We start from the raw sequence: 23,907 nt of genomic DNA on the forward strand, positions 1-23,907 counted from the left end.
AACAGGTCTCGCCAGGGCAACAGGGCCGGTTGGCGCGTACGCGTCCGCCGTCACGGATACCGACGCACGGCCGGGCACGCGCAGGCCGATCAAGGCCCGGTCGGCGGCGGGCAGGATGTCTGGAAACGATATGGAGGCCTCGTCCGGAATCGAACCGGAATACACGGATTTGCAGTCCGCTGCGTAACCACTCCGCCACGAGGCCGTCGCAGCGGTTGATAATCGAGCCCGATCCGATGGGCAAGAGCTTTTCGGCGCAGCATCCACCGACGGCACGGGAGCCGCGGCACGCGCTGTAGTCGGATCGTTTACGAAAGGCGGCGAACATCTGCACGAAACGCAATAATTCAGAGGATGCGCTCATGCGGTCGATCTCGATTCGAAACAGACTGATCGGGACGATTGCCGGATTCGCGCTGTGCATCGGCACGATCGGTCTGGTCAATTCGCTCAACGTCGTCAAAATCGAGGCCGGGGTTCTCGAGACGCAGTCCAACTGGCTGCCCGGGCTGCGTCAGGTCGGCGACCTGCAGAGGGCGACCGCAGACACCCGGGCCGCCATCTTCCAGCACATCCTCGCCTCCGATGAGGATGCGATGGCGGACGCCGAGGCCCGCTACCGGGCGGCCCTCGCCAAGGTCGCCGCCCTGCGGGCAGACTATGCCAGCAAGACGCTGTCCACCGCCGAGACCGATGCGTTGAAAGCGTTCGAGACGGCCTGGGCCGCCTATTCCGGCCAGCTCGACGAAATTCTCAAATACTCGAAGACCTATGCCAAGGACGCTGCCGGCCAGTTCTACAATCAAAAAGCGGCACCGCTGATGGAGACGGCCCTCAAGACCGTCGACCGGCTCGCCGCCATGAAGGCGGAGGGGGTGGACGCGGCCGGCGCCCAGGTCGTGGCCACGGCGACCTCGGCCCGCAATCTCATCATCGGCCTGGTCGGCCTCGGCATCCTGCTCGCCGTCGCGATCGGCTTCGCATTGGTGCGCAGCATCGGGCGCGGCATCGGATCGGTGATCGTCCCGATGCGCGCCCTTGCCGCAGGTCGGCTCGACGCGCCGGTGCCGCGCCTCGATCCGCGCACGGAAATCGGCGCGATTGCCGAGACCCTGGAAACGTTCCGGACGGCGCTGGTCGCCAAGGCGGCGGCCGAGGCCGAGGCGGCGCGCGAGGCCGAAGCCAAGATGCGGCGGGCGAACCGGCTCGACCAGTTGACGCGCAGCTTCGAAGAGCGGGTCTCCGGCCTGATGCGCGACCTGCAGGGCTCCGCCGCGAATATGGAGGGTTCCGCTCGCGGCATGGCGACGATGGCCGACGACACCGACCGACGCGCCCAGGATGTCAGCAATGCCGCCAGCCTCACCTCCGACAATGTCGGTGCGGTTGCCGAGGCGGCGCGGCAGTTGGGGCGCTCGATCGAGGAGATCGCCGGTCGCGTCGGTCTGTCCTCCGAGATCGCCGCACGCGCCGTCGAGGATGCCCGCCGCACCGACGGGAGCGTCCAGGCGCTGGCGACCAGTGCGGAGCGGATCGGCGACGTTATTGCGCTGATCAATTCCATCGCGGGCCAGACCAACCTTCTCGCCCTCAACGCCACGATCGAGGCGGCACGCGCCGGCGAGGCCGGGCGCGGCTTCGCGGTGGTCGCCGCCGAGGTCAAGGCGCTGGCCAGCCAGACGACCCGGGCGACCGAGGATATCGGCCGCCAGATCGCCGAAATCCAGCAGGCCACCGGCGGCGCCGTCACGGCGATCCGGGCGATCGGCAGCACGATCGGGGAATTGGACCGCATTGCCGTGGAAGTTGCCGGCGCCGTCGAGGAGCAGAGCGTCGCCGCGCAGGCCATCGGCCGCAATGTCGGGCAGGCGTCCGACGGTACCGCGACGGTGTCCGGCGGCATCGATCATGTTCGCAGGGCGGTCGGCGAGACCGGGCGCACCGCCGGGACGGTCCTCGACTCGGCCCGCGACCTGGTCGGCCGCTCCGGCGAGATCGGACGCGAAATCGGGGCCTTCCTGCGCGAGGTCAAGTCGGCCTGAGGCAGCATCCCGGTTCGGCTCGAACGACAGCGGCCGGCCCGGGTCATCGGGCCGGCCGCACGCGTTTCAGGGGTATCCGCGATTACTGATTGGTCGCCGGGGGGGTGGTGGCGGGCGGGGTGGTGGCGGCCGGCGGCGTCACGGCCGTGCCGGCCCCGGTGGCGCCGGGCGGGGTCGTGGTCGTAGTCGTCGGGGTGACGGCGGTCGATGCGGGCGGCGGCGAGGTCGTCGTGGTGACCGCGGTATTCGGCCCCCGGCCGATCATCAGGTAGGCGGCGATCGCGAGGACCACCGCAACGCCGGCGATAACGAGAGTGCGCTGCTGCATATCTGCCTCCAGTTGCGGGCCGCAGGCAGCGAGACGATCTCTCGGGATCGCTCCGGTGCGGCCGTCTGTCAGGCCAACAACCGGCAGCGGTTGAGTTGGTTCCACGCGCCGCCTCGCCCGCCGCGGATTGCGCGGCGCCGTCGGCAGGGATGGACGACGATTTCGTGCGTCGGCAGACCGATCGGCGCACGAACTGGGGCTGGGGACGGGACCCCGCCGACGCCGGCGGGCGTTCAGCCGCGTCCGAATCGGCGGGCGATGTCGTCGCGGCTCTGCTCGTGGCCCCGGCAGCCGGCCGGCGGCTCGATCACAATGACGCGATCGAACCAGACGCCTGCGGGCGAAAGCCAACCAAAGCGGATGCAGTCGGTCCGCGCCCGGCAGCTGGCGCAGGGACCGGCGGCAGGCGTCTCGCTCGGCCGCTTCGCCGGACGATGGGCTTCGGCGGCGACCGGATGGGAATGGTGGCATTCAGAGTGCGGCATGGGGGAAGAGTGCCCGAAGCGCCGCCGGCGGGACATTCGCAGTCGCGCCATCCGGCACTGCCCTCCTCCGGGATCGTACAGACTGAATCGGTTCAGTCGCCGCCGGCGTCGGCCGAAGCCCGCCTCGCCATCGCCGCCCACGAAAAGGGAGCCACCGGCAGCGGCGTTGCCCCCGCCATGGCCAGGTCGGCGAGGATCTCGCCGATCACGCTGGCGAATTTGAAGCCATGGCCCGAACAGGGCGAGGCGACCAGGATGCGCGGATCGGACGGTGCCCGGTCGATCAGGAAGAAGTCCTCCGGCAGGCGGCTGTAGGTGCAGGTGGCGGTCTGTACCGGTTCGCCGTCGAGGAGCGGCAGCCGCGCAGCCAGGAACCGGCGCAGGACGGCGACATCCTCCGGCCTGACCGGGCGGCGGGCATTGTCCGGGCCGACCGGTTCGTCGAGATGGCCGTGACGGGCGACCTTGACGGCGGATCCCTCGAAGGCCGGGAAGCCGTAATGGGCGCCGTCGGCGCCGTCGTCCACGATGAAGACGGGCAAGCGGCCCGGCCCGAACGCCGCCATGTCGCGCGGCCAGAACCAGCCGAGCACCTGCCGGGTCGGGCGCAGATGCGGGGCGATCTCGGGTACGAGATCGGCGAGCCACGGCCCGGCCGCGACGATCACCTGCCCGGCCTCGTAGCGCGCCTCGTCGGTGACGACCGTCACGGCGCCCGCGTCGGGCTCGATGGACCGGACCTGCTCGCCGAAATGCAGCTGCGCCCCGGCCTCGGCCGCCAGGCCGATCGAGGCGGCGACGGCTGCCTCTGGGCGCAGGTAGCCACCGTCCGGCTGCCACAGGGCGACATAGTCCTCCGGCAGTTCGAAGACGGGACAACGCCGACGGATCGAGGCCCGGTCGAGCATCTCGTGCATCAGCTGGTGCTGGCGGCAGGAGGCCAGCGACCCGGCGACGACGGCGCCGTCGGGGCGGCCGATCTCCAGCGTGCCGGTGATCGAGAGCAGGCTTTCGCCAGAGCGGCGCTCCAGATCGCGCCAGTTCTCGTAGGCGCGCCGCAGCAGCGGCACATAGGCCGGGTCCTCGAAATAGGCCAGGCGAATGGCGCGCGACCGGCCGTGGGACGAGCCGCGGCCATGGGCGATGCCGAACCGCTCGATGCCGAGCACGCGCGCGCCGCGGCGGGCGAGATGGTCGGCCGCCGCGGCCCCCATCGCACCGAGCCCGATCACGATCACGTCGCATGCAGCCATTTCGGCACTCCCCGCTGTTGCCCGCAGCGCCTCGCCGCGCCGTCCGGATCGCGGCCGGCGCCTGAATCACATGGATCGAGCCAAGGCTGCGCCCGGCGCGAGTGGACGGCAAGAGGCCGGCGACATGCCGGGACGCGTCCGAAACCCCTTGTTTGCGCGGGTCTTCTGGTCATCTGTGCGATGCCTCGCGCGGCCGAAATGCACTAAGGTCGCGCCCTGTCGGTGCGCGACGGCCGTCCCGGGACCGCCGGACATGCCGGCAGCAGCCCTCCCTCACGAATCGGAGTCCGGGTCGATGATCACGCTTTTCGATGCCGCCAGCCGCCGTCACGAACCGCCCGGCTTCGTCGTCGCCGGGCGCCTGCAGCCGAGCCCGGAGCGGCCGGAGCGGATCGACATGCTGCTCGACGGGCTCGGCCGGCTCGGCATCGCGCCGGTGGCGCCGCCGCCGATCGATCTCGCCGCCACCGGCATCGTCCATACCGAGCGCTATCTCGCCTTCCTGGCGACGGTGGTCGAGCGCTGGGCCCGGGTCGGCGGCGGCAGCGCCTGGCCGGTGCCCAACATCCATGCGCTCGGCCGTGCCACGCTGCCTGAGCCGAGCTATCCGGACAGCGTGATCGGCCAGGTCGGCTACCATATTGGCGACGGTTCCGCGCCGATCCTGCCGGGCACGCTCGACGCCATGCTGGGCGCCGCAGCCTGCGCCCTCGAGGCGGCGCGCCTCGTCGCCGGCGGCGAGCGGCTGGTCTATGCGCTCGCCCGTCCGCCCGGCCATCACGCCGCCGCCGATGTTGCGGCCGGCTTCTGCTATCTGAACAATTCCGCTCTGGCCGCCGAGACGCTGGTCCGCGCCGGCCACCGCGTCGCGATCCTCGATGTCGATGTCCATCACGGCAACGGTACGCAGGCGATCTTCTACGACCGCGCCGACGTGCTGACGGTCTCGATCCATGCCGATCCGGCCCGCTTCTATCCCTTCTTCTGGGGCTACGCCCACGAGACCGGGCGCGGCGACGGCGCGGGCTTCAACCTGAACCTGCCGCTCGCCCGCGGCACCGGCGACGCCGACTATCTCGCCGCCCTGGCGACGGCTCTCGACCGCGTCCGCCGCCATGAGCCGACCGTTCTGGTCGTGGCGGCCGGGCTCGATGCCTCGGCGGAGGATCCGTTCCAGGGCTTCGCGGTGACGACCGCCGGGTTCGAGGCGATCGGCCGGGCCATCGCGGCGCTCGGCCTGCCGGCCTGCGTCATCCAGGAGGGCGGCTATCCGTCCCCGTCTCTCGGCATCAATCTGGCCGCTCTGCTCGGAGGTCTCGGCGCATGACCACGCAACCCGCCATCCGCCCCGCCCGCCCCGAGGATTGCGACGGCATCGCCGATGCGGTGCGCCGCCTCGCCGCCGACACCGCCTCCCCGACCGTGCCGCGGATCAGCGGCGCGACGCTGAGGGCGGAGGCCTTCGGCGCCAGTCCCCATGTCCATCTGTGGGTGGCGGATGCCGGCGACCGACTCGCCGGCATCCTGATCGGCGTGCGCACGCTGTCGACCTGGCGCGACGCGGCCGGGCTCTATGTCTGCGATCTGTGGGTCGACGGGACCTATCGCGGCGCGCGGCTCGGCGAACAGCTGCTGGCCGAGGCGGCCCGGGCGGCACCTGCGCTCGGGCTCGGCTTCATGAAGCTCGAAGTCGCCGCGCAGAATGTCGATGCCATGCGCTTCTATCGCCGCCTCGGCTTCCGGGCGCTGGAGAGCGACACCCTCTGGGTGCTGGAACGGGCGGCGTTCGAACGGCTCGGATCGTAGCGCCGATCGGGATGCCGGTCGGGATCGGGAGCGCCCCGCGCCGGAGCAGCCGGTGCGGGGCCGGTCACCGCGCCAACATCCAGCCGAGTGCCATGTCGACCCAGGCCGGTTCGACCCAGTGCCCGCCGCCATGCCGGCAGGAGACGACCGTGCCGCCGCTCGCGCAGGCGTCGTGGCGGCAGGTGAGACCGGCCGGCGGCGCGGCGGCCGGCACTGAGGCGGTGGGCAGGGCGGCGGTGGGAACGGGGGCGGTGGGAACGGGGGCGGAGAGCGTCGGCGCGGCCGGCCGGCACGATTTCTCCGCGCGCAGGAAGTCGAGCATCATGTCGGAATTGCCCTGGCGCAGGCCCGTGCGCACCTCCCGCCCGGCCAGCGGAAAGACCGTGTCGGTCGTGCCGTGGATGTGCAGGAGGTCGGTCCGCCCGGCCGCGCAATGCTCCGGATAGGGCGGCCAGAGCGTCCCCGAGAAGGCGACATGGGCCGTGAAGGCGGGTTCGCGCCGGCAGGCCAGCGACCAGACCATGGTCGCCCCGATCGAAAACCCGAGGGCGGCGACATGGCCCTCGTCGATCGCCCAGCGCCGGCGGACATCGTCGAGCACCCGCCCCACGAAGGCCGGTTCGTCGCGCCCTTCCGGCCGGGCACGGAAGTTCCAGCTGCCCTCGGCCCCTTCCGGCACGACCAGCAGCACCCCGCGGCGCGTGAAGGGCGCGACCAGCGGCCGGTCGCCGATCACCTCGCCGGGATCCTGCCGGTAACCGTGGAACCAAACGGCGACGGGCAGCCGGTCCCGGCCGTTCCAGGCCGGCGGGACGACGACGCGGTAGCGCCCGCCCTCGACGCGGCAGCCGTCGTCCGGACAGGCCGCATCCGCCGGGTTCGTCCCGGAGAGCCCGGCCGCACCCGCGGTGCCGGCGAGCATGCTGGCCAGGGCCAGGAGGGCGGCCAGCAGGGCAGCGCGAGCGGGACGGATCGGGACCATGCGGTCGTCTCAATGATGGGCAGGAACCCGGTGCGCGGCGAGGGCCGCTGCGGCGATCACCGCGACCGGTCCGCGGCGGCTGGCCTCCAAGATACGGCGGGCGACGCGGTTGTGCGAGCCCCGCGCGGCCATGCGCCGCTCGGCCGCGGCGGCGGCCTCGTCGAGCCGGCCGGCGGCGATCAGGCACTCGATGCGGATCTGCTCGAAGATGTCGCGCTGCGCATTGCTGCCGCCGACCAGCACCATGTCGTCATGGGCGGCATTGAGGAGCCGCGCCGCCTCCGCCGGATCGCCGTCCTGCCAGGCGATCAGCCCGCGCGCCGCCGGCACGCCGATCAGCCGCGCCACCGCGCCGTCATACTCGCCGGCATCGCCCTGCCCGACCGCCTGCGCCAGCCGGCCGGCCGCATCGCGCCGCCCGGACCGCAACAGGGCGAGCAGATAGTGCAGATCGGCGAAGACCAGTTGCCGGTCCTCGACGCGCCGCGCCGCGATCGCGCCGACTTCCTCCCAGCGGTCGCCGACATCGACGCCGTCGAGCTCCAGCCGGGCGAGCAGCGAGGCGGCATTGGCGATGTCGCGATAGTCGTCGGTGCGTTCGGCGCGGATGCCGGTGTCGTAGAGCGCCAGCACCTTGTCGACCGCACCGGCTTCCAGATGCATCAGCGCCAGATGCCAGACCATGTGGGGGCCGAAATTGTTGCAGTGCGCCCAGGCCGCGGTGGAACGCGACAGGAATGCGATCCCCTCCCCGACCCGTCCGGTCATCTCCATGACATGGGCGACGGCATGCCGGCCCCAGGCGTCGCGCGGGGCGAGCTCGACCGCCTGCCGGCCGTGGCGTTCGGCCTCGGCGAAGCGGCCATGCTCCTCGAGCGCAAAGGCCCGGCAGCCCATGACGTAGCCGGCAAGCGGCGTCTCGGCCGTGAAGGCGCCGGCGCGCGCCTCGATGGCGGCCAGCATGCCGTCGCGGTCGCCCATCATGAAGCGGATGCCGTGCGCGAGCTTCAGGGCCAGCACGTCATGCGGATGCGCGGTCAGGACGCCTTCCAGCCGGCTCGCCGCCACGCCCGGCCGGCCGTCGAGCCAAGCCGCCAGCGCGTCCGCATAGGCGGCCTCGCGCCCGGTGACCGAACGCTCGGCCATCGAAGCCCGAGCCGCGGCCAGGGCGGCGGCGGCGGCCGGCCGCAATTCGCCGCGCGCCAGCGTCAGCAGCATGATGCCGCGAGCGGCCTGGCCGAGGGCGAAGCCCGGCTCCCGGTCGAGCGCTTCAGCGAGGCTCGCCGGCGTCGCCGCCGCATGGGACAGCACGTTCTCGATCGTCCGGTCCCAGGCCGCGAGCGCGATCGGATCGGCGATGGTGACAGGGTTTCCAAGGCGGTCGACGGTCATGGCAGGCTCCGAAGTCAGGGGAAGGCTCCTGCCTGACTACGCGGCGACCGGGGATCCGGTTACCGCCTAGACTGCACGAACCCGTGAGGTCGGCGCATTGTTCCGCGTTGGGGCCGGTTCGGCCGGAGCGGCCGGGACCGGCACGGAAGCGGGCGCCATCGCCGCCGGTCCGCGTACGGGGGCGGCCCAGGGCGCGGACTTGATCCAGGCGACGAGCCGCGCCACCGCCACGATGCCGGCAAAGGCGGCGAGGTTGACGAGGGCGGTCGCCAGCGCGCCATGGCCGATCAGATCGAGGGCCACCCAGGCGATGCGGGCGAAGACCAGGCTCGCCAGGAAGGTCGCCAGCGACTGCTGGCCGACCGCGACCAGCACCGCGCCGATCCCGGTCGCCAGCCGGTCCCGATAGGGCTCGATCACCGAGAGCACGACATAGAGCAGCACGATGAAGTGCACCCAGCGCAGGAAGGCGAGATTCTGCTTCTCGTCGGGACCGATCAGCTGCTCGCGCAGGGCCTGCAGGGCCGGAACGTTGTCGGTGAAGCCCCAGAAGCTCAGCGGCACGCAGGCGATCAGGAACAGGATCGCCGCCGCCATCAGGCGCCGGTCGCCGAGCGGCGGCGTGCGCACCCAGCCGCTCATCAGCGCGAAGCCGGAAAAGAACACGAGCTGCCAGGCGAAGGGATTGAAGAACCAGCCGGTATCCGCCTCCGGGTCGCCCGGCAGGTTGATGCCCAGGACCTTGACCGCGAGATAGAGCGCGGCCGACAAAGCGAAGGGGGCCAGCGGATGGACCCGGCGCAGGCCCATCATGACCGGGATCAGCGCCAGCACGACGATATACATGGGCAGAATGTCGAGATAGTCCGGCTGCCAGGTCAGCGTGACGACGCCGAGCATGGCGCGCGCCGGCGCCTCGATGAAATAGCCGAACTGATCCTCGAACCAGTCCTGGCCCGGCCAGAGCCGATCCGCACCGGCGGCGAGCGCGGCCAGCACGAACAGGAGCCCGAGATGGGCCCAGTAGACCTGCCACATGCGGTGCAGGATGCGCGCCGTACCGAGCCACCAGCCGCGCCGCACGAAGATCGAGCCGAAGGCGATCGCGCTCGCCGCGCCCGAGCAGAAGACGAACAGTTCGCTGCCCGACGAGAAGCCGAAACGCGCCGGAATCCAGTCGTTCCAGCCGTTCTCCGGCACATGGGCGACGAAAATGATGAACATGGTCAGGCCGCGGAAGACGTCGAGCCGCGGGTCGCGCACGCGCTTGGCCGGGGTCGCGCTCATCTCAGAAGGCCCCGTCATAGGCGCGCCGGCCGATCCGGGCGGCTATCACCGTGAAGCCCGGCCGGGCGAAGGCGGCCCGCGCCTCCCGTTCGAGTGCGTCCCGGTCGGCGACCTCGACGCCGTGGCCGCCGAGCGCGCGCGCCGCCATCGCATAGTCGGTGCGGCCGAAATCGACGCCCGCATTGGCGAGCCCCGACCGTCGCTGCTTCATCTCGATCAGCGACAGGCTGTCGTCGGCCAGCACGACCACCACGACCGGCAGCGCGAGATCGCGCAGGGTCGCCAATTCGCCGAGGCCCATCTCCAGACCGGCATCGCCGACGAAGGCGAGCGTCGCCCGGCCGCTCGCGAAGGCGAGCCCGGCGGCGAGCGGGACCGCGCAGCCCATGGTGCAGAAGCCAGTCGACTGGATCAGGCTGTGCGGTGCCGGGCAGGACCAGGCCTGGCTGAGCAGGATGCGGTGCGCGCCGGAATCGGCGGTCGCGACCACGTCGGCCGGGGCGACGGCGCGCAGCGTCTCGAACACCACGCCCGGTCCCCAATCGCCCCTCGGCCGGAACGCCGCGCGCAATTCACTACGCACCGCCGCCGGTTCGCCGCCCGGCCAGGCGTTCAGGGGCACATTCGGTGTCAGGCGATCGAGAATGCCGGCAACATCGCCCTCGAGCAGCACGTCCGCTCGGTGCATGCCGTGCGGCAGCGCCTCGGCGACGATATCGATCACCGGCACGGATCCGAACGGATCGCGCCAGCCGGCGCGCATCTCGATCGGGTCATAGCCGGCCAGCACGATCAGGTCGGCGGCATCGAGAAGCGGACGCACGATGCGGTCGGCAATCGGCGACAACCCGACCGCGCCAACGACGCGCGGATCGTTCTCCGGCACCAGCCCCTTGGCCTTGTAGGTGGTCAGGAGTGGCGCCCCGGTGGCGGTCAGGAAGCGGTCGAGCGCCGCAGCGCCGGCCGGCGAGATCAGGTCGAGCCCGGCCAGCACCAGCGGCCGGCGGGCATCAGCGACAAGCGCGCGCGCCCGCTCCAGATCGGCCGGGATGCCGGGCGCCGGGACCGGGTTGACGACGATCGGCCGCTCCGCGACGACCGCTTCGGCGACCGCGACCGGCAGGTCGATATAGACCGGTCCGGGCCGGCCGCGCAGGGCCTTCGCGATCGCCTTGTCGGCGACCAGATCCTCGGTGCCGGGCGCGGCCCGGAAGGTGGCCTTGGTCACGCTCGCGAACAGCGCGCGTTGGTCCATGACCTGATGGGTGTAGGTCTCGGCCTCGGCCTCGGCGATCGAGCCGGCGATGGCGATCAGCGGCACCCGGTCCTGCAGGGCGTTGGCGATCACGTTCACGGCATTGGCGATGCCGGGGCCGAGGGTGGCGACCAGAAGCCCGGGCGCGCCGGTCGCGTGCCACTGCGCCTCGGCCATGAAGCCGGCCGCATTCTCATGGCGGGCGAGCACGAAGCGGATGCCGGCGCGCTCCAGGGCATCGACCAGCGCCAGCACTTCGCCGCCCGGAATGCCAAAGGCGGTCCGGATGCCGGCTGCTGCGAGCCGGCGGGCCAGGAAATCGGCGCCGGTGACGGTCCGGGCGGTCGCGGAGAGTTCGCGGGTGGGTTGGTTCATCGGGTTTCCGGTCAGGATGTGGTTTCGTCAACACAATACGCCGGCCGACCCGAGCCGGTTACCACATGCCGGATATGTGAGCGCGACACCGGTCAGGCCGGACGCGGCCCCCACAGGATGATGGCCGCGCCTAAGAGACACAACGCGGCACCGGCGAGATCGATCCGATCCGGCGCCCGGCCCTCGACGACGAAGCCCCAAAGCAGCGCCGCCGCGATATAGACGCCGCCATAGGCCGCATAGGCCCGCCCGGCAAACTCGGCCTCCGAGCGGGCGAGCAGCAGGGCGAACACCGCCAGCGCGGCCGCGCCGGGCACCAGCCAGAGCGGCGACCATCCCAAGCGCAGCCACGCCCAGACCGCGAAGCAGCCGCCGATCTCCGCCAAGGCCGCGGCCGCATAGATCAGAACCGTCTACATCGCACGCCCTGTCGCCTCGACATCGGCCGAGACTATCAGCCCGCGCGCGCCAGTCACCTGCGCGGGGCCCGTGAAAAGGGCCACCTGTAACCGGCGACGGTTCCGCCGCGTAGTGGGGTGAGAGTGCAGCGGGGAGCGGCGATGTTGGCGACCAACGAAAGACATAAGATCGGCTGGGGCGGGCGGGCGGCGAAAGCCGTCACAGGCCTGGCATTGGCTGCCGGACTGGCGGTGAGTGGATTGGCTGGAGTCGGGTCGGGGCCGGCCGAGGCGGCGGCGGGCCGGCGCGTGCAGGTGACCGGCGAGGTGGTCGACACCTGGTGCGCGGTGACCGGCATCATGTTCGCCTACGGCACCGCCCATCACCAATGCGCGGTCTGGTGCGCGATCGGCGGGATCCCGGTCTCGATCAAGGATGCGGCCGGGAATTTCTATCTGGTGCTGCGCATCGAGGAGGACGAGACCAACGTCGCCGCGCCGCGGCTGGTCACCATCCAGAGCCACGAGGTCACGGTCGACGGCGAACTGGTCGAGCGCGACGGGGTCAAGTACCTGCTCGTGACCAAGGTCGCCGACGACAAGGGCGTGATCAACCTGACCCACGAAGAATACGGCGTGCAGCCGTTCGGGAACTGAACGCCATGACCCACGCCGAAACCAGTCTTCGCCGCGCCGCCGCCATGCTCGCCGGCCTCGCGATGCTCGCCGCCCCGCACGGCGCCCGGGCCGCGGAGGCCTGGGGCATCGAGCACGAGAAGGAGGTCAAGCTCACCGGCAAGGTGGTCGATCTCCTGTGCGCGTTGCGCACCGGCACGGATGCCAAGACCGTGGACGCCACGGACTGCCCACCTGATTGCGGCGGCGGGCGACGCCAGCTCGGTCTCCTGACCGGCGCCGGCAAGCTGCACCCGGCCGTGAAGGCGAATGCCGATTTCGCCGGCGCGACGGCCGATCTCGCTCCCTATTGCGGTCGGACCGTCGAGGTCGACGGCCTGCTGATCGCCAATCCGGCCGCAACGCTGCTGATGGTCCAGGCGCTGCGCACCGACCCGAAGGCGAGCTTCGTCAAGGCCGACCGTTTCCTGGCCGAATGGGCGCGTCAGAACGGCAAGGCCGAGGAGTGGTTCCGCGCCGACCCGAAGGTCAAGGCGGTCATCGCGGCCGACGGCGTGTTCGGAATTCGCGGCCTGGAGCCGAAACCATGACGCGGCTCGCAACCAGCCGGCGCGCTCTGCTCGGCGGCGGGCTCGCGCTTCTCGCCGGTTCGGCAGCCCGTGCGCATGGCCCGGATCCCCATCCGACCGCCGCCGGCGTCATGCCGACCTCCGTTGCGACGCCGGGTGCCGATCCGCTGGCCGGACGCTTCGGCGGCCCGTTCAAGCTGGTCGCCCATGACGGCCGACGCCTGTCGGACGCCGATTTCCGCGGGCGGTTCATGCTGGTCTATTTCGGCTACACCACCTGCGACGACCTCTGCCCGCTCGATCTGGCGGTGATCGAGGCGGCGCTGAAAGAACTCGGTCCGGCCGCCGACATCGTCCAGCCGCTGTTCATCACCGTCGACCCGACCCGCGACACCGTGCCGGTGATGGCCGCCTATGTGGCGAATTTCCACCCGCGCCTGATCGGCCTGACCGGCAGCGAACCGGAGATCGCCGCGGTCGCCCGCGCCTACAAGGTGCACCGGCGCAAGGTGCGTCCGGCTGCCGGGATTCAGGGGGGCGGCATCCAGGGGGGCAGTGGGCCGGACGCCTATATCGTCGATCACGGCTCGCTGACCTACCTGATGGGTCCGGACGGCCAGTTCCGCACCCTGGTGCCGCACAAGACCGAAGCCGCCGCCATGGCGATGGTGCTGCGGCGCTATCTCCCGGCCTCCTAAGCGGCGGAGCATGCCTCGGGGTCGCCCGACCGGGATCGACGCCGCGACAGGCCGATCCCGGTGCGACGCCCGGCCGCTGCATCCGAGACGGGGCCCCGGGCGTATCTCTCGCAGACACGAGGGAGGATTGCCCGTGACGATGCGTTTCGATCGCCCCGCCCGACGGACGGCCGCCGGCGCCCGGTTCGCCGGTGTCGCCCGTTTCGTCCCGGTCGCTCTTGCCCTGGCCGCGCTGACGGTCGGGAGCCGCCCGGCCCGGGCCGAGACCTGCTTCCGGCAATGCGTTTCCGAACAGGTCACCTCGTCGGACATGACCGACGACCAGATCCGCTTCCGGATGAAGGGGTGCCGGGATACCTGCGAGGCCGCGCAACGCGAGGCGCTGGCCGCCAGCGGAACCGCGGCGCGCATCGCGCAGTGCCGGCCGGAACCGGTCAGCCGGGACGAGTTCCGTGCGATCCGCGGCGCCAGCCCGTCCTACGTGGTCCAGTCCAACGCCTTCACCTGGGACGTGAAGAATCCCCTGCCCGGCAAGGTCATCCGGGAGGTCGAGATCGTCGCACAGACCATGGATCTCCGCGACACCGTCATGATCGCCACCGGGCTGGTGATGCCCGGCGACAGCCAGACCGTGCTGGCGACCGGCTTTTTCGACGGCTACCCGAATGCGCGCTACGCGACCCGGGTCAGCGCCATTTACGCCTGCGCGATCGAATAGCGGTTCGATCGCGATGGACGAGGTCCGTCGGCCCCGATCGGTCGGAGCGCGTGCGCTCGACCCACGCGGCCCGACCGACAACCCGGGCGACGATCAAAGCCCGGACTGGCGCGCGGGCGCCTTGGCTTGCGTCTGGACCGCGACCGTTTCGGCGGCAGCGCCGCAGGTGATGGTCGCAGCCGCCTCCTCGCTCTCGATCACGGTCTGGGCTTGAGCGGCCAGGACCGCGCGGAACCGCGCGGCCGTCGTCACGCGGTCCCGACCATCTACGTCGACCGTTTCGGCCAGCATCACCGTCAGGGCACAGGCACCGCGTTCGGCGGCGAAATGCCCGACCGCATGCTTGGAGCCGAGTTTCAGCGAAAAGGCCTGGTGGGGACGATAGAGTTCGGCCCCGGCCGCGGTCGTTTCGACCGGCTGCGGCGGCACCGGCCGCGCCTCGGAAAACCCGATGGCGGCGAGCAGGACGGCGGCGAGACCGAGGGCGGCGATCGGCTTGTTCATCGAAGATTCTCCCGTCGTTTGAATGGCCACCACCATGCAGTCGGTGCGTTTCAGTTATATTTCGCGATGCAGCAATTGTGTTTCGCAGTGCGAAATGTCACCGAAACGCCGTCATGGCGCGGCGTCGGCGAGCATCGCTGCCGGCCGGAGCGCCGTCCTGCCGTCGGTGCGGGCCTGTCCGATCGAGACGACGGCGGCGACCGTCATGGTGGCGAAAAGCAGGGTCGTGAAGATGGGCTTCATGGCGGTCAAATCCCGAAGTCGTTTATGACATTCGGTATCCGGCCCAGGCTGGATGCCGCCTGACCGCAGCGTTCAAGCGCGGTTCACCGGACCGGTCATGTCCGCAGCAAAGGATTGACCGCAACGACCTTGCGGTCATATCCACGCATAGTGCTTCCGCGCGGCGCCATCGGGCGGCCGGATCACAAGGGAACGCAATGGACCTGACTCGCCGCTTCTTTCTGCTCGGTACCACCGCCTTGGGGCTTCTGGCCGCCGAAGAAGCGCTGGCGGCCTCGCGGCGGCGCAGCCAGGGGCGCCGGTCGTCGCCGTCACGCTCCCGGCGCGGCCGCGGCGGCAAGGCCGAGAAGACGGCGACGGCACCCGAGCCGCCGAAGAAGCCGGCCGGCCAGGCGCTGCGCATCCCCGAACTGGTCACGCTGAAGGACGGCGAGGCCTACACGCTGACCGTCAAACGCGGCGAAGCCACCTTCATGCCTGACAAGCCGGTGCCGGTGACCGGCTACAATGGCGGCTATCTCGGGCCGGCGTTCAAATTCGTGCGCGGCACGGCGCCGATCCTTCGGCTGGTCAATGAACTCGACCGGGCCACCAATGTGCATTGGCACGGGTTGATTGCGCCAGGCGCGGCGGGCGGCGGCCCCCTGCCGGTCCTCGAGCCGGGGGCGACTGCGGATATCCGCATGATCGTCGACCAGAATGCGGCGACGCTCTGGTACCACGCACAGATGCCCGGCTGGCAGGCCATCGACCTCACCGCCGGGCTCGCCGGCTTCGCCCTGGTCGAGGATCCGGCCGCCGCAAGCCTCGGCCTGCCGTCGGACTGGGGCGTCGACGACATACCGCTCTTGATCCAGGACCGCGAATTCGACGACGCCGGCAACCCGGTCTATGCCCGCACCACCGATGTGGTCGAGCACGGCTTCCGGGGGCGGCGCATTCTGGTCAACGGCACGCTCGACGCGGTCGCGGCGGTCCCGCAGCGGCTGGTGCGCCTGCGCATCGTCAACGGCTCGTCGGCGCGGGTCTATCGGGTCTACTTCGCCGACGAGCGGGCGTTCAAGCTGATCGCCACCGACGGCGGCTTTCTGCCGACACCGGTCGATGCCGATACGGTCGGCATCGCGCCCGGCGAGCGCATCGAGATTCTGGTCGATTTCGCCGACGGGGGCACGGCGCTGATGTCGACGCCGGACGACCACGAACTGCGCGTCGGCACCCGCACCGTGAAGGTGGCGGACGTGCTCACCGCCCCGTTCCGCATCTGCGCCTTCCACACCGAGCGTGACGGCAAGCCGAGCGCCAAGGTCCCGGCGAAGCTTGCCCCGGCCGCGGTGACCGACCCGGCGAGCGCCGTGCGGCGCCGGCGCTTCGTGCTCCAGCTCGGCGGCGCGGTCGCGCTCTCCGCCTCCTCGGCCCACAGCGCCGCCGCCGGTTCGGAGGCTGCGCCGGAGGAGATGCCGGTGATGGCGATCAACGGCAAGACCTACGATCCGACCCGGATCGACGAGGAGGTCGCGCTCGGGACGACCGAGATCTGGGACATCGTCGCGCCCGAAATGTCCTATCCGTTCCATCTCCAGGGTGCGCAATTCCGCGTCCTGTCGGAAGACGGCGGCATCCCGAAGATCTGGAACCGGGGCGTCAAGGATACCGTTCTGGTGGAGAACTCCACTTCGCTGCTGGTAACCTTCACCAAGCCGGCTGGACGCGAGGCGCCGTACCTCTATCATTGCCAGATCCTCGAACATGCCGATGCCGGCATGATCGGAACCTTCACGGTGACCTGAGCGCCGACCGGCCGCAGCCCGATGCCGGCCGGTCGTGCGGCCCGGCATCCCCGGCGGCGGATCGCTCTGCCGATCAGGACCGGGTTGTCACTTCGCGACCTGGATGGTCTTCAGCCAGGCCAGGAAGGCGCCGACATCCTCCGGCGACATGCGCACCTGCGGCATCGCCGGGTGGCCGACCAGGATGCCCTCGGCCAACGCCTCCTCGAGATCCTCGACCGGATACTTCTGCCCGAGCGTCCGGAAGGCGGGCGCGGCCGCAACCGGGCTCGTGCCCTGCTTGGCGATCGAATGGCACGGCGCGCAGGCCGCCTCGGCGATCTCGCGCCCCCGCGCCTCCCGCTCCTGGGCCGGCGCGACGGCGGACAGCAGGGTGCCGGCCAGGAATGCGGTGGCGGCCGTGCCCAAGACGAAGCGGTTCATGATGCCCTCACAGTTGGACCCGACTCGCGACGGCTCTGCCGCCGCCGAGCGGCATCGGCTGATGAGCTTCGCATGTGTCCGAATCGCGGCCATTGAGCCGGATCAAAGGCTCCGGCCGCGATCGCTGCCGTAGAAGTCCTGCGCGGCGACGCGCCCCGGTTCCGGGCCGCGCCCGGCGGCAAGCCAGCGGCGCGGATCGGACGGCGCCAGGCCACGGTTCTCGCCCGCGATCGCGCGGCAGAGTTCGCCGATCGAATCCAGATTGTGCACGGCGCGGAACTCGTCGACATGCGGCAGCATCTGGCGGATGCCGCGGGCGCGCGCCTCGAAGCCGTCGAAGCGCAGGAGCGGATTGAGCCAGACCAGCCGCCGCGCCGATTTCGCCAGCCGTTCGGTCTCCCGCCCGAGATCCTCGTCGGTGTCGCGCTCCAGCCCGTCGGTGATCAGGAGCACGATCGGGCCGCCGGCCATGACCCGGCGCGACCAGAGCCGGTTGAAGTCGCCGAGCGCGGTGGCGATCCGCGTGCCGCCGGACCAGTCGGCGACCGAGGCGGAGGCCGCCGCCAGCGCCTCGTCGGGGTCCTTCATGCGCAACTGCCGGGTGACGTTGGTGAGCCGCGTCCCGAACAGGAAGATCGAGATGCGTCGCCGCTTTTCGGCGAGCGCATGCAGGAAATGCAGGAAGATGCGGCTGTACTGGCTCATCGAGCCGGAAATGTCGAGCAGCGCCACGATCGGCGGATGGACCTCCTTCGGCCGCCGGTAGCGCAGCGCGATCATGCCGCCGCCGGTCCTGAGCGAGGCGCGCAGCGTCCGGCGCGGGTCGATCAGGCGCCCGCGCGGGGCGCCGACCAGACGGCGCGTGGCGACCGTGTCGAGCGGCAGGACGAGCCGCTTCAGCGCCTCGCGCGCCGCATCGATCTCGCTGGCGCTCATCTGCGCGAAATCCTTGCGCTGCAGGATCTCGCGGTCCGAGACGGTGAAACGGGCGTCGACCTCGATCTGCGGCTGCTCGACGACCTTGTCGGGCTCGCGCGCCGACTGCATCGCCGCGGCGACGCGGCTCGCCGCTGCCTTGGGCGGGGCCGGCGGCTGCGACGGCAGCGCGACCGGCGACAGCATGGCGAGCATCTTCTCGACCAGCCCGCGATTGCGCCAGAAGATGCGGAAGGCCTCGTCGAAGATCACCCGCTGCTCGCGCCGGCTCACGAAGACGGCGTGCAGGGTCCAGTAGAAATCCTCGCGCGTGCCGATCCCGGCCGCCTCGACCGCCCGGATCGCATCGACCACCGCGGCCGGCCCGACCGGCATCCCCGCCGCCCTGAGCGTGCGCGCAAAATAGACGATGTTCTCGGCCAGCCGGCCGCCGGGACGGGCTTCGGCGGAAGTCGCAACGGCAGAAGGATCAAGCGCCATCGGGATCGTCGTCTCCGGCTCGAATCGCGGTCGGTTCGGCATTCAGATAGGCGCTCAGAACGCGCACGATCACGAGCCGATGGGGATCGTAGCGATGGATGATGATGTACCGGCCGAAGGGCAGGCTTCGATAGCCCGGCCCGATATCGGGTCGCGGCCGGCCGACCTCCGTCGCACGCGCTGCCATGCGGTAGCATCGGGCCAGGACCCCGGCGATGAAATCCTCCGCCAGCGCCTTGCTGTGGCTGCGCCTGGCAATGAAGCGCATGATCCGGCGCAGATCACCCCGGGCGTGCAGAGTGAAGACGACCGCACGCACCTATTCGACATCCAGATCCTCGAGCCAAGTCTTGCTTTCCGCCAGCAGGTCCTCGGCCGACACGAACCCGCCGGCCATTTCGGCTTCGCGGACCAAAGCGCGCAAGTCCATTTCGCCCAGCGCCGTCCGGCGCAGAACCGAGAAGGCGGCGTCGAACACGGCTTGCACGTCCGGAAACCGGCCGGCATCGACCAGTTCCTCGGCGATGAACTCCCATTTCGGGTCGATCTGCACCGACATGTCCATTCTCCCTCGGCCGTCCGAAGGCTACCACGCCGACCGTCGCCTCGCGACCGCCGTCACCCGGCCCGGCTGGCCTCCTGGCGAACCTCGTCGATGATCCGGCGCGCCTCCGAGCCCTGGATGCGGGCGATGTCGTCCTGGTATTTGAGGAGCACGCCGAGCGTGTCGGAGACGATGGTCGGGTCGAGCGCGAGCTGGTCCAGCTCGGTCAGCGCGGTCGCCCAGTCGATCGTCTCCGCGACGCCGGGCGCCTTGAAGAGTTCCATGCGGCGCAACTTCTGCACGAAGGCGACCACCTCGGCGCTGAGCCGGGCCGGCGCGCCCGGCACCCGGGTGCGGACGATCTCCATCTCGCGCTCGGCATCCGGATAGTCGACCCAGTGGTAGAGGCAGCGCCGCTTCAGCGCGTCGTGGATCTCGCGGGTGCGGTTGGTGGTGATCACCACGATCGGCGGCACCGGCGCCTTGACGGTGCCGAGCTCCGGGATGGTCACCTGGGCATCGGCGAGCACTTCGAGCAGGAAGGCCTCGAAGGCCTCGTCGGCGCGGTCGAGCTCGTCGATCAGGAACACCGGCGCGCCGGCCATGTCCGGCTCCAGCGCCTGCAGGATCGGCCGCTTGATCAGATAGCGCTCGGCGAAGACGTTGGCCTGGAGTTCGGCCCGGTCGACGGCGCCGGACGCCTCGGCCATGCGGATCTCGACCATCTGGGCGGGGTAGTTCCATTCGTAGACGGCGGTGGAAACGTCCAGCCCCTCGTAGCACTGCAGCCGAATCAGCCGGCGGCCGAGCGTCGCGGCCAGCACCTTGGCGATCTCGGTCTTGCCGACGCCGGCCTCGCCTTCGAGGAACAGCGGCCGCTGCATCTTGAGCGACAGGTAGAGCACGGTCGCCAGGGCGCGGTCCGCGACGTAGCCGGCGCCGCGAATCATGGCGAGCGTGGCGTCGATCGAGGCGGGCAAGGCGACGGGGGCGGCTGACATGGCGCGGTTCCTCGCAGTTGGACCGATCGGTCGGCATGGAGCCACCTGGAACCGCCGGTTCTTGCTTCTTTCAGTAGCCCGCCGGCCCGGCTCCGGCAAATGCTCCGGCCTTCTCCCTTTTGACGAGACGGCTCTTAAACCGAAGCCCCGCCTCGTCTATCGTCCGCCCGATTGGGGGGCGATCATGACCAGGACGACAGAGGGGCCGGCGTTGCAGGGTCCCGCGGCGCAGACATTGCTCGATCCGCTGTTCGGGGCCGTCGCCATGGCGACGCTTTTCGACGACCGGGCACGGCTCGGCGCCATGCTGGCCTTCGAGGTCGCGCTGGCGCGCGCCGAGGCCACCGTGGGCCTGGTGCCGGAGATGGCGGCCGAGACCATCGCCGCACACGCCGATCCGGACCGCTACGATCTCGGCCGCCTCGCCGCCGAAACCATGCTGGCCGGCAACCCGGCCATCCCGCTGGTCAAGCACCTGCAGGCGGCGGTGGGTCCCGAGGCGCGCGATCACGTCCATCTCGGCGCCACGAGCCAGGATGTCATCGACACCGGCACGATGCTGCAAGTGCGCGCCGGCCTCGATCTGATCATCCGCGACACCACCGCACTCGCCGAAACGCTGGCCGCCCTCGCCGACCGCCACCGCGCCACCCTGCAGATCGGCCGGACCTTGCTGCAGCACGCCGTGCCGGTCACCTTCGGCCTCAAGGTGGCGGGCTGGCTGACCATGGCGGCGCGCGCCCGGGCGGCGCTGGTCCGGGTGCGCGGCGAGGCGCTCGCGCTGCAGTTCGGCGGCGCGGCCGGCACCCTATCGGCGCTCGGGCCGGAGGGCCTGGAGGTCGCGGTCGCGCTCGCCGCCGAACTCGACCTGCCGCTGCCCGCCCTGCCCTGGCACACCGACCGCACCCGGATCGCCGAGATCGCCGGTGCGCTCGGCATGGTCGCCGGCATGGTCGGCAAGATCGCGGGCGACCTGGTGCAGGAGATGTCGTCGGACGTGGCCGAGGCCTTCGAGGCGACCGGCCCCGGCAAGGGCGGGTCCTCGGCCATGCCGCACAAGCGCAATCCGGTGCATCTGGTCGCCGCCCGTGCCGCCGCGGCCGAAGCGATCGGCTGCGTGCCGGTGCTGATCGGCGGCATGGTGCAGGAATTCGAGCGGGCCGCCGGCAATTGGCATGCGGAATGGCGCACCCTGCCGCGCCTGTTCGTCGCCGCCCACGGCGCGGTGGTCAATCTCGCCCGCGCTCTGGACGGTTTGGAGATCGACCCCGGCCGGATGCGCGCCAATCTGGAGGCGACGCGCGGTCTGGTCATGGCCGAGGCGGCGACCGCCCGGCTGGCTGCCGCCGTCGGCAAGGTCGAGGCGCGGCGGCTGATCGAGCGCGCCGTGGCGCGCGCGGTCGCCGAGGACCTGCATCTGGAGGATGCGCTGGCCGAAGACCCCGCCGTCGTCCGGCATCTCGGCCCGGAGGCGCTGGCGGAGACCTTCGACCCCGCCGGCTATCTCGGCGCGACGGAGGCCTTCGTCGATCGCGCGCTCGACGCCTGGGATGCGTCGAGAGACGGACTGCCGGGGCCGGCCTAGCGGTCCGATCGCGGCGGATGGCCCCATCCGTCGCGAATCCGAACCGCGAATTCTCTGACCAACGGACGCCGGCGGACCGGTCAGGCGAGGCTGGCGAAAGCCCGATCGAGATAGGCGAGTGCCGGACCGTCCGCCCCGCTCCGAACCGCCGCGACCGCACCGAAGATGACCGAATGGGTGCCGACCTCGCTCACGCCGCTGACGTGGCAGTCGATCGCCACACGGGCACCGTCCAGGGCGGGGGCGCCGGTGACGAGACGCGACCAAACGCCCGCCGTGAACCGCTCCCGGCCGTGCAGCCCCGTGCGGCCGGAGAATATCTCGGCCAGCGCGCGTGCTTCGGCCGGCAGGACGGACACGCAGAAGACGCCGTTCGCCTTGATCAGCGCATTGGCGGTCGAGCCGTGGTTCAGACAGATCAGCAGGGTCGGCGGCGTATCGGTGACCGAGGCAACCGCCGTCATGGTCGCCCCGCCGAGGCCGGCCGGACCGTCGGTCGCCACCACATGAACGGCGGTGGCGATCCGGCTCATGGCATCGCGGAAGGTCTTGCCGTCGACGTGCTCGCCGTCGGCGGCAATTCGAACCATCGGAAAGGTCATTGCAGGCTCCGGCGCCCGACGCGGACGCTGTCCCCACATGTAGACCGCCGGCGGGTCTTTGCGAACCGTTGCGGCGCCGAAAACGGAACGGCGCCGCATCCGCCCCGTCGAAAGCGCGCAAAGATTGTGCGCCGCACGCGCGCCATCCCGCCCATTTGCCAGCACTTCAATTGCAGCGATGTCGCATCTGGAACAGGGAGCGTCGCGGCAGCCCCATGCCTTGCCCCTCGGTCGAGGCCAAGAAGCTGATCCGAAGGCAATGCCGCTCATCAAACGCGCTTGTCCGACGACGCCGATTTGCCATGGTCTTGGATGTCAGGACGTCGCAGCCCGGCGCCGCGGAGCCGATGGGGTCCTCGGGATGAAATCCGCGCCGAGGCGCCATGCAGCGGCGAGTCTCTTCCTGATTGGGATCGGATCGGGAACGAACCGACTTTTGTAGGGGGCAAATCACGAAGGGAATTGTTTCCCCGCGGGGGGCTTGGTAAGCATGGCGAAATTGGGGCATCTGATCTGCGTGTAAAGAATAGCGGTGGCGCCGGGGGAAGGTGCCGCGCTGCGTGTCCGGTGTCGGGAACACCGGGACCGCGCAATCGGTGACCGCGTGCCGGCGCCTATGGCCGGGACGACAAGTCGGGGAGCGGCTGTCGCTACATGGAAGTATTCCTTCAGCAGTTGATCAACGGGATCACGCTGGGCTCGATCTACGGGCTCATTGCCATCGGCTACACGATGGTCTTCGGCATCATCGGCATGGTGAACTTCGCCCACGGCGACGTGTTCATGGTGTCGGCCTTCATCGCCATGATTACGTTCCTGCTGATCGGCGCCCTGGTCGGGTCCGTTCCGGTGGTGATCGCGATCGTGTTGATGCTGGTCGTGGCGATGGTGCTGACCTCGCTCTGGAACTGGACCATCGAGCGGGTCGCGTACCGGCCGCTGCGCGGTTCTTTCCGCCTCGCACCGCTGATCTCGGCGATCGGCGTGTCCATCTTCCTGTCCAACTTCGTCCAGGTGACGCAGGGACCGCGCAACAAGCCGGTGCCCGGCATGCTGAACGACGTGATCATCCTGGTGGAGAGCCCGACCTATAACGTCGCGATCTCCTACAAGCAGATCATGATCATGGTGGTCACCGCGATCCTGCTCGCCGCCTTCTGGTATCTGGTCCAGAAGACGCCGCTCGGTCGCGCCCAGCGGGCCTGCGAGCAGGACCGCAAGATGGCCTCGTTGCTCGGCATCGACGTCGACCGCACCATCTCGGTCACCTTCGTGATGGGCGCCGCGCTCGCGGCCGTCGCGGGCGTGATGTACATGGTCTACTACGGCGTCGTGTCCTTCTCGGACGGCTTCAATCCCGGCGTGAAGGCCTTCACGGCCGCCGTGCTCGGCGGCATCGGCTCGCTGCCCGGCGCGGTCGTCGGCGGGCTGCTGATCGGCCTGATCGAGGTCTTCTGGTCGGCCTATTTCACCATCGACTACAAAGACGTGGCCGCCTTCTCTATCCTCGCCATCACGCTCATCTTCATGCCGCAGGGGCTCCTCGGCAAACCCGAAGTCGAGAAGGTCTGAGCC

At 70.5% G+C, this 23,907-nt stretch carries 25 protein-coding genes and 1 tRNA gene; 10 read left to right on the forward strand and 16 right to left on the reverse strand.

All coding sequences use genetic code 11. The annotated features are described in order from the left end of the window. Positions 1-131: 131 nt before the first annotated feature. Positions 132-205, reverse strand: a tRNA-Cys gene (locus KL771_RS01600). Between the two features lie 157 nt (positions 206-362). On the opposite strand from KL771_RS01600, the gene KL771_RS01605 reads away from it, so the two are divergent. Next, the gene (locus tag KL771_RS01605) at positions 363-2,042 is read left to right on the forward strand and encodes a methyl-accepting chemotaxis protein (protein ID WP_261966815.1); all 1,680 of its coding nucleotides are present in this window, start codon (positions 363-365) and stop codon (positions 2,040-2,042) included. Positions 2,043-2,124: 82 nt separating this feature from the next. On the opposite strand, the gene KL771_RS01610 is transcribed toward KL771_RS01605, so the two are convergent. Both KL771_RS01610 and solA read right to left on the reverse strand, forming a co-directional pair. Then, positions 2,125-2,370, reverse strand: a complete 246-nt coding sequence (locus KL771_RS01610; RefSeq protein ID WP_261966816.1) for a hypothetical protein — start codon at positions 2,368-2,370, stop codon at positions 2,125-2,127. 577 nt (positions 2,371-2,947) lie between these two features. After that, positions 2,948-4,108 carry an N-methyl-L-tryptophan oxidase gene (solA, locus tag KL771_RS01615; RefSeq protein WP_261966817.1) on the reverse strand — a complete coding sequence of 387 codons (1,161 nt, stop codon included), beginning with the start codon at positions 4,106-4,108 and terminating at the stop codon, positions 2,948-2,950. A gap of 295 nt (positions 4,109-4,403) precedes the next feature. Here solA and KL771_RS01620 point away from each other — a divergent pair, with 295 nt between their 5' ends. Together KL771_RS01620 and KL771_RS01625 are read left to right on the forward strand one after the other, a co-directional pair. After that, complete coding sequence (locus tag KL771_RS01620) at positions 4,404-5,435, forward strand: histone deacetylase family protein (protein WP_261966818.1); 1,032 nt, start codon at positions 4,404-4,406, stop codon at positions 5,433-5,435. Next, entirely contained in the window at positions 5,432-5,914 is a 483-nt protein-coding gene (locus KL771_RS01625) for a GNAT family N-acetyltransferase (protein ID WP_261966819.1), read from the forward strand. Before KL771_RS01620 ends, KL771_RS01625 begins: the two co-directional genes overlap by 4 nt. 64 nt (positions 5,915-5,978) lie before the next feature. Here the strand turns inward: KL771_RS01625 and KL771_RS01630 are convergent, their stop codons facing one another. From KL771_RS01630 to KL771_RS01650, 5 genes are all read right to left on the reverse strand, one after another. Then, complete coding sequence (locus KL771_RS01630) at positions 5,979-6,896, reverse strand: alpha/beta hydrolase family esterase (RefSeq protein ID WP_261966820.1); 918 nt, start codon at positions 6,894-6,896, stop codon at positions 5,979-5,981. A 9-nt stretch (positions 6,897-6,905) separates the two neighbouring features. Beyond that, positions 6,906-8,288 (reverse strand): tetratricopeptide repeat protein, encoded by a 1,383-nt coding sequence (locus tag KL771_RS01635; RefSeq protein WP_261966821.1) that lies wholly within the window; start codon positions 8,286-8,288, stop codon positions 6,906-6,908. A 66-nt stretch (positions 8,289-8,354) separates the two neighbouring features. Beyond that, entirely contained in the window at positions 8,355-9,575 is a 1,221-nt protein-coding gene (locus KL771_RS01640) for an OpgC family protein (protein ID WP_261966822.1), read from the reverse strand. 1 nt (position 9,576) lies between these two features. Next, on the reverse strand, positions 9,577-11,205 hold the full coding sequence (locus KL771_RS01645; RefSeq protein WP_261966823.1) for a thiamine pyrophosphate-binding protein: 1,629 nt from the start codon (positions 11,203-11,205) through the stop codon (positions 9,577-9,579). Positions 11,206-11,297: 92 nt separating this feature from the next. Further along, entirely contained in the window at positions 11,298-11,612 is a 315-nt protein-coding gene (locus KL771_RS01650) for a YnfA family protein (RefSeq protein ID WP_261967077.1), read from the reverse strand. A gap of 153 nt (positions 11,613-11,765) precedes the next feature. Between KL771_RS01650 and KL771_RS01655 the strand changes: the two genes are divergently transcribed. The 4 genes from KL771_RS01655 (at position 11,766) to KL771_RS01670 (ending at position 14,224) form a co-directional block, all read left to right on the forward strand. Next, positions 11,766-12,260 carry a hypothetical protein gene (locus KL771_RS01655; RefSeq protein WP_261966824.1) on the forward strand — a complete coding sequence of 165 codons (495 nt, stop codon included), beginning with the start codon at positions 11,766-11,768 and terminating at the stop codon, positions 12,258-12,260. Between the two features lie 5 nt (positions 12,261-12,265). Continuing rightward, a complete protein-coding gene (locus tag KL771_RS01660; RefSeq protein ID WP_261966825.1) occupies positions 12,266-12,829 on the forward strand; it encodes a hypothetical protein in 564 nt (187 codons plus the stop codon). Then, positions 12,826-13,506 (forward strand): SCO family protein, encoded by a 681-nt coding sequence (locus KL771_RS01665; protein ID WP_261966826.1) that lies wholly within the window; start codon positions 12,826-12,828, stop codon positions 13,504-13,506. Before KL771_RS01660 ends, KL771_RS01665 begins: the two co-directional genes overlap by 4 nt. A gap of 133 nt (positions 13,507-13,639) precedes the next feature. Then, positions 13,640-14,224, forward strand: coding sequence for a hypothetical protein (locus tag KL771_RS01670; protein WP_261966827.1), 585 nt, complete (start codon positions 13,640-13,642; stop codon positions 14,222-14,224). 93 nt (positions 14,225-14,317) lie between these two features. Here KL771_RS01670 and KL771_RS01675 read toward each other — a convergent pair whose 3' ends face one another. Together KL771_RS01675 and KL771_RS01680 are read right to left on the reverse strand one after the other, a co-directional pair. Then, entirely contained in the window at positions 14,318-14,728 is a 411-nt protein-coding gene (locus KL771_RS01675) for a hypothetical protein (protein ID WP_261966828.1), read from the reverse strand. A gap of 111 nt (positions 14,729-14,839) precedes the next feature. After that, the gene (locus KL771_RS01680; protein ID WP_261966829.1) at positions 14,840-14,971 is read right to left on the reverse strand and encodes a hypothetical protein; all 132 of its coding nucleotides are present in this window, start codon (positions 14,969-14,971) and stop codon (positions 14,840-14,842) included. Positions 14,972-15,168: 197 nt separating this feature from the next. Here KL771_RS01680 and KL771_RS01685 point away from each other — a divergent pair, with 197 nt between their 5' ends. Then, positions 15,169-16,761, forward strand: a complete 1,593-nt coding sequence (locus KL771_RS01685) for a multicopper oxidase family protein (protein ID WP_261966830.1) — start codon at positions 15,169-15,171, stop codon at positions 16,759-16,761. 87 nt (positions 16,762-16,848) lie between these two features. Here KL771_RS01685 and KL771_RS01690 read toward each other — a convergent pair whose 3' ends face one another. From KL771_RS01690 to KL771_RS01710, 5 genes are all read right to left on the reverse strand, one after another. Beyond that, on the reverse strand, positions 16,849-17,184 hold the full coding sequence (locus KL771_RS01690) for a c-type cytochrome (protein ID WP_261966831.1): 336 nt from the start codon (positions 17,182-17,184) through the stop codon (positions 16,849-16,851). Between the two features lie 102 nt (positions 17,185-17,286). Beyond that, positions 17,287-18,600: a vWA domain-containing protein gene (locus tag KL771_RS01695; RefSeq protein ID WP_261966832.1), complete on the reverse strand. Its 1,314-nt coding sequence runs from the start codon at positions 18,598-18,600 to the stop codon at positions 17,287-17,289. Next, positions 18,590-18,919, reverse strand: a complete 330-nt coding sequence (locus tag KL771_RS01700) for a type II toxin-antitoxin system RelE/ParE family toxin (RefSeq protein WP_261966833.1) — start codon at positions 18,917-18,919, stop codon at positions 18,590-18,592. Before KL771_RS01700 ends, KL771_RS01695 begins: the two co-directional genes overlap by 11 nt. Continuing rightward, positions 18,920-19,159, reverse strand: coding sequence for a hypothetical protein (locus tag KL771_RS01705; protein WP_261966834.1), 240 nt, complete (start codon positions 19,157-19,159; stop codon positions 18,920-18,922). It abuts the gene before it with no gap. A gap of 59 nt (positions 19,160-19,218) precedes the next feature. Continuing rightward, positions 19,219-20,145, reverse strand: coding sequence for an AAA family ATPase (locus tag KL771_RS01710; protein WP_261966835.1), 927 nt, complete (start codon positions 20,143-20,145; stop codon positions 19,219-19,221). Between the two features lie 184 nt (positions 20,146-20,329). Between KL771_RS01710 and pcaB the strand changes: the two genes are divergently transcribed. Continuing rightward, a complete protein-coding gene (gene pcaB / locus KL771_RS01715; RefSeq protein WP_261966836.1) occupies positions 20,330-21,730 on the forward strand; it encodes a 3-carboxy-cis,cis-muconate cycloisomerase in 1,401 nt (466 codons plus the stop codon). An 80-nt stretch (positions 21,731-21,810) separates the two neighbouring features. On the opposite strand, the gene KL771_RS01720 is transcribed toward pcaB, so the two are convergent. Then, on the reverse strand, positions 21,811-22,332 hold the full coding sequence (locus KL771_RS01720) for a flavin reductase (protein ID WP_261966837.1): 522 nt from the start codon (positions 22,330-22,332) through the stop codon (positions 21,811-21,813). Positions 22,333-22,986: 654 nt separating this feature from the next. Between KL771_RS01720 and KL771_RS01725 the strand changes: the two genes are divergently transcribed. Then, entirely contained in the window at positions 22,987-23,904 is a 918-nt protein-coding gene (locus tag KL771_RS01725) for a branched-chain amino acid ABC transporter permease (RefSeq protein WP_261966838.1), read from the forward strand. Positions 23,905-23,907 lie beyond the last annotated feature (3 nt).

Origin of the sequence: Prosthecodimorpha staleyi, assembly GCF_018729455.1 — a bacterium.
Classification (GTDB): Bacteria; Pseudomonadota; Alphaproteobacteria; order Rhizobiales; family Ancalomicrobiaceae; genus Prosthecodimorpha; species Prosthecodimorpha staleyi.